Here is a 4,742-nt window from a genome sequence, read left to right as displayed (position 1 = left end):
ACCTTTTCGTTCAGTCAGAATTACTTTGCCCGGTTCCGCCAGTTTCAGGCCAAGTACGACGCGGATTGGAATTTTATTGGGAACAAAATCATCGACCTGAGCGGAAACACCATTGCCGGATTCCCCGATGTTCTGGCTTCAGGCAAGCTCAGCTACACGGGCCGGCTGCTGAGCGGCTTTGTTCAGATTCAGCACGTGGGCAGGCAGTACCTTGACAATACCCAGCGGGAAGACCGCAGCATTCGCCCCTACACACTGGTCAATGCGCATCTTTCCATCGGACTAAAAGCCATTCTGGGGATCAACGGACTGCGGCTGAATCTCTGGGGCAACAATCTTCTGGACAAAACTTACGAAACGGCCGGTTACTACGATGACTGGGAGGGCGAAAATTACCTCTGGCCCGGTGCCGGGAGAAATTATTTTGCAGGCGTGGAAATGACCTTGTAGGAATTCGGGCCGGTCACCTCGATACGCTTCGCCTGTCCCTTGACTTCGCTCGGGAACCAGGCGACCCACCCGGTGACCGGTACTGCACCTAAAAAATTAATACACCGTCCACCAAGCAAAAATCGGGCGTCACGTGTCTGCCCGGTCGCTCAGCTTGTCGTAGCGAGGGCGGATGTACCGAGACGATCCGGGAGGATCAAACCAAAAAATGAGCAGATGAAGGAACCAAACCAAGGAGTCCCGGCGATACCGATTATGTCTCCTGTTTCGGTTTGAGTCCGTATTTATCCATCTTGTAGCGTAAATTACGTTCAGTAATTCCCAGTAAACGCGCGGCCTGGCTCTGATTTCCGTTCGTGTTTTTAAGCGCGTCCTGAATTAATGAAACCTCCAGACGGGCTACTTTCTCCGGCAGCGTATTTCCTTCCGGACTGGGTGTTTGGGATGGGCCTTCTCGTATCTGTGAAAGATGAATCGGCAAATCTTCAGAAAGCAAAATTTCTTCCCGGGCCAGGACCACCGCCTGGTGAATGATATTCTCCAATTCACGAATATTCCCCGGATAGGCATATTTCATTAATCGGTCCATGGCTTCCTTACTGATGCCGGTAATTCGTTTTCCATTGAACTCCGCATATTTTCGAATAAAATGATCCACTAAAAGTGGGATATCTTCCCGCCGTTCGCGCAAAGGGGGCAATACAAGGGTAACCACATTCAGGCGATAAAAAAGGTCCTCGCGAAAATCTCCTGCCTGAATCATTTCTTCCAGATTTCGATTGGTGGCCGCAATGATTCGGACATCCACTGAAAGTGTGGTGGAACCGCCCAGCCGCTCGAATTGCTGCTCTTGTAAAAACCGCAGCAATTTGACCTGCACCGAAAGCGGGACATCCCCCACCTCATCGATAAAAAGGGTGCCGCCATCGGCAAGCTCTATTCGGCCTTTTCTCTGGGCGTGGGCGCCGGTAAAGGCGCCTTTTTCGTGACCAAACAATTCACTTTCGATGAGCGATTCCGGAAGAGCCGCCATATTGACCGCCACAAACGGCCGGGTTGCCCGGTCGCTGGCAAAATGAATGGCCCGCGCTACCAGCTCTTTTCCGGTGCCGCTTTCTCCGCGAATCAGCACAGAGGCACGGCTTCGAGCCACACGTCCGGCAATATTCAGCACCGATTCCATTTTGGGGCTGGCGCTGATAATCTCCTTAAACTGGTACTTTTCCCTTAACTCTTCCTTGAGAAGTCGATTTTCTTCGACCAACCGCCTTTGTTGAAGATTGCGTTGAACCAGGAGCTCCACTTCTTCCAAATCGACCGGCTTTTGCAGGTAGTCAGACGCTCCCTCTTTCATGGCCTGAATGGCGCTTTCCACGCTGCCAAATGCCGTCATGACAATAACCGCAATCTCCGGATTAATGGCTTTGACCCGCTTCAGGAATTCTACCCCGTTCATTTCCGGCATGCGATAGTCGGTAAGAACCAGGTCGACCGGATTTTCCCGAACGATTTGAAGGGCTTTTACGGGTGAAATATTTTGTTCCACCCGGTAGCCTTGTTTTTTCAAGAATCCGCTCAGAGCCTCCAATTGAGCCTTTTCGTCATCGACAACCAAAATCGTTCCACTTGCCATTTACGCCTCCTCAATCGGCAGAATAATCTCAAACACGGTTCCTTTGCCTTCTTCACTCTGTACTTCAATGTGTCCGTTGTGTGCCGATACAATCTGGTGAACCATGCTCAAACCCAAACCTGTTCCATTGGGTTTGGTGGTAAAATAAAGATTAAAAATTTTCTGAAGCTTTTCCCGGGGAATGCCGGCTCCCGTATCCCCAATGCTAATTTTTACCCCATCCGGCTTTTTTGATGAATGGATCCAGATTTTCCCCCCGGCAGGCGTGGCCTCCAGGGCATTCTGAATCAGATTGAGAAAGGCCTGTTTGAGCTGATTGCGATCCACCCGGAGAGATACAGACGCGGCCAGATGGGTTTCAATCTGCACGCCTTTTGCTTTGGCCGATTCATTTAAAACGGACAGGGATTCCCGCAGAATGGCATCCACTGAGGCCGGTTGGCGATTCAATTCCGGCGGACGTGCAAACTGCAGAAATTGTTGAATTATTTGATTCACGCGCCGAATTTCCGAAATAATGACCCGGGTCAATTTTTGATAATCTTCTGCATCATCTTTGGGTACAAATTCCCGGGCAAACCGCTGGGCAATCATTCCAATGGCATTCAGAGGATTTCGAATTTCATGGGCCACACCTGCCGCCAATTCGCCCATGGCCGTCAGTTTTTCCTGTCGTTTTAATCGTTCCTCCACCAGCCGTTGGCGGCTTACATCCCGAAAAATAGCAATAATTGTCTGTGTGCCGTTTTCTTCACTAATAAGCCGGTTCAGTCGCGCCGAAAGAATTCTGGATTCACCGTTTAACTGGCAGGCAATTTCTTTGTCATCGCGGGGTAAGTCGGAGTCCATAAACGCCTTCAATTCAGCGATACAAGGAAGGTTAAGCTGGTAAATGGGTCTGCCAAGCACCGTTTTTTCGGAAAGGGCAAACAATTTTTCAGCTGCACGATTGAACAGGGTCACCTTTCCGGAAGCATTGGTCACCAAAACGGCATCGGCCATATTCTCCAGAATATTTCCCGTGTAGGTTTTAACTTCTTTAAACGACCGATTTAAAACCGCATAATTCTGATTGATTATCAAAAAGTTAAAAAGAATAATACCCAGAACAAACAGAGCCAGAGAAAGCAGCAAAAAACGACGTCGCAGCCTCTGATTGGCAGCCACAATGTGAGTCATCTTTAGTCCCACCCGAAACAGACCAAACAATTCGCCATTGACCATAAATGGTTTGACCACCTCCAGTACCCGTTCTCCATTAAATGTCGTGACCCGGGCATCAAAACGATTATGGCGCAGAGTGGCTTTTAAAAAGGGATCACTGTCAATGCGTGACATTTCTGTGATGTTTTTTGAAGCAGCCAAAATTCCAATAGAATCCTGCAAAACAATATAGACAATACCGGGAGCCCGTGCAACTTCCTGCAGAACCTGACCGATGCCTAATTGTTTTCGCAGCGCCAGCATTTCTGCCGCGTCAATGGAAACTACGACAGCCCCGCCGCCTGGCCTGTGTACAGCCACCGCGTATCGGTTTCCCATGCCGGCAGAACTCTGCCGAAAACCCACTACCATTTCCTGCTTCTTGCCTGTTAATACCGCCCTCAATAACGGAAGATTTCCAAGACGCTCTCCTGCGGATTGATCCTGTCGTGCCGTTCTGTAGGAAAAAATGCGTTTCCCATGACGGTCAAACAGGTGAACATTGTACACCTCTGAGTGCAGAACAATCTGTTTTATTTTTTGAGGAGAAAATGTGTTTTGGGCTTCCAGATCACGAATGTGCCGCGCCACGGCCAACAGTCGTTCTGTCTGGAGCCATTCAATCTGGGAATAGGCAACCAGTGAATTTTTCCCGCCTATCTCCAGAGATGCAATAAGCGTGGAGGCTTCTTCCTTCATAACATGGAATATTTCCTGACGGGTTCCGCGCAGTTCAATATAAGCCGAACCGAACAATACCAGAAACAGCACAGCAGCCACCAAAATCAAATAAACAGGCCGAATCGTTTTGACCGATTTAAAAATGTGTTTGGAAATGTTCATACGCGTCTATGTCTATTGATTTTTTTTCTTGCAAATGCACGCTGTCAGCCAAAACAACGTTTTTTTAACCCTAACGAGCGACTTAAACCCAGCCGGGGTTATTGGGAATTATTTAAAAATATAGGGGTTTTCGGATAAAGAAACAAATAATTTTCCATTTCTGCTATCCCGTTGGCCGCCCGGCAAATCGGCCGTGCAGACTCCTCGCCCATGACAAATGATTCAATCCTCTTCCCGGAAGGTACTTCGAGGATTTCGTCCTGCTGTCCAAAAGGCGGCTGAAAAAAATAGGCTGAATCAAAATAATTGAATATTTTCTTGATAATCTGATCCAATTTTTTTATATTTCCAATAAAATCAGAGAACCATCTTGCAGGGGTCAATTTAAAATGCGAAGAGCTATTCTGCAAAAAAATGCGTTGTCACGGTTTATTATTTCCTTTTCTGTCTTCCTCGAAACAGCCACTTTCTGCCTTCAAAACCGTTCAGCAAACACATAAAGATTCTGTTTGAACAGGGTATTTTATTTTTAAATATTCACAGCACGTCTTTCGAAGGGGGAGCCCGTGGAATCGAGAAATGGGGATTAACCAAAAGAAAATTAGGAATTCCA

At 47.9% G+C, this 4,742-nt stretch carries 3 protein-coding genes; 1 reads left to right on the top strand and 2 read right to left on the bottom strand.

Annotated elements, in window-relative coordinates; all coding sequences use genetic code 11:
* On the top strand, window positions 1-450 hold a 450-nt coding region (locus GXO76_08250), incomplete at its 5' end, for a TonB-dependent receptor (GenBank protein ID NOY77845.1).
* Between the two features lie 253 nt (window positions 451-703).
* On the opposite strand, the gene GXO76_08245 is transcribed toward GXO76_08250, so the two are convergent.
* Both GXO76_08245 and GXO76_08240 read right to left on the bottom strand, forming a co-directional pair.
* Window positions 704-2,083 carry a sigma-54-dependent Fis family transcriptional regulator gene (locus tag GXO76_08245; protein ID NOY77844.1) on the bottom strand — a complete coding sequence of 460 codons (1,380 nt, stop codon included), beginning with the start codon at window positions 2,081-2,083 and terminating at the stop codon, window positions 704-706.
* On the bottom strand, window positions 2,084-4,129 hold the full coding sequence (locus tag GXO76_08240; GenBank protein NOY77843.1) for a PAS domain-containing protein: 2,046 nt from the start codon (window positions 4,127-4,129) through the stop codon (window positions 2,084-2,086). It lies immediately after the preceding gene.
* Window positions 4,130-4,742 lie beyond the last annotated feature (613 nt).

Source organism: Calditrichota bacterium, assembly GCA_013151735.1.
In the GTDB taxonomy this organism is placed as follows: domain Bacteria; phylum Zhuqueibacterota; class JdFR-76; order JdFR-76; family BMS3Abin05; genus BMS3Abin05.
The sequence above is the reverse complement of the archived record's forward strand: the minus strand, read 5'-3'. Positions and strand labels throughout refer to the sequence as shown.

Bases quoted from the DNA above. Each gene is read 5' to 3' on its own strand.
- GXO76_08245 (NOY77844.1), bottom strand. From the start codon at position 2,083: ATGGCAAGTGGAACGATTTTGGTTGTCGATGACGAAAAGGCTCAATTG.
- GXO76_08240 (NOY77843.1), bottom strand. From the start codon at position 4,129: ATGAACATTTCCAAACACATTTTTAAATCGGTCAAAACGATTCGGCCT.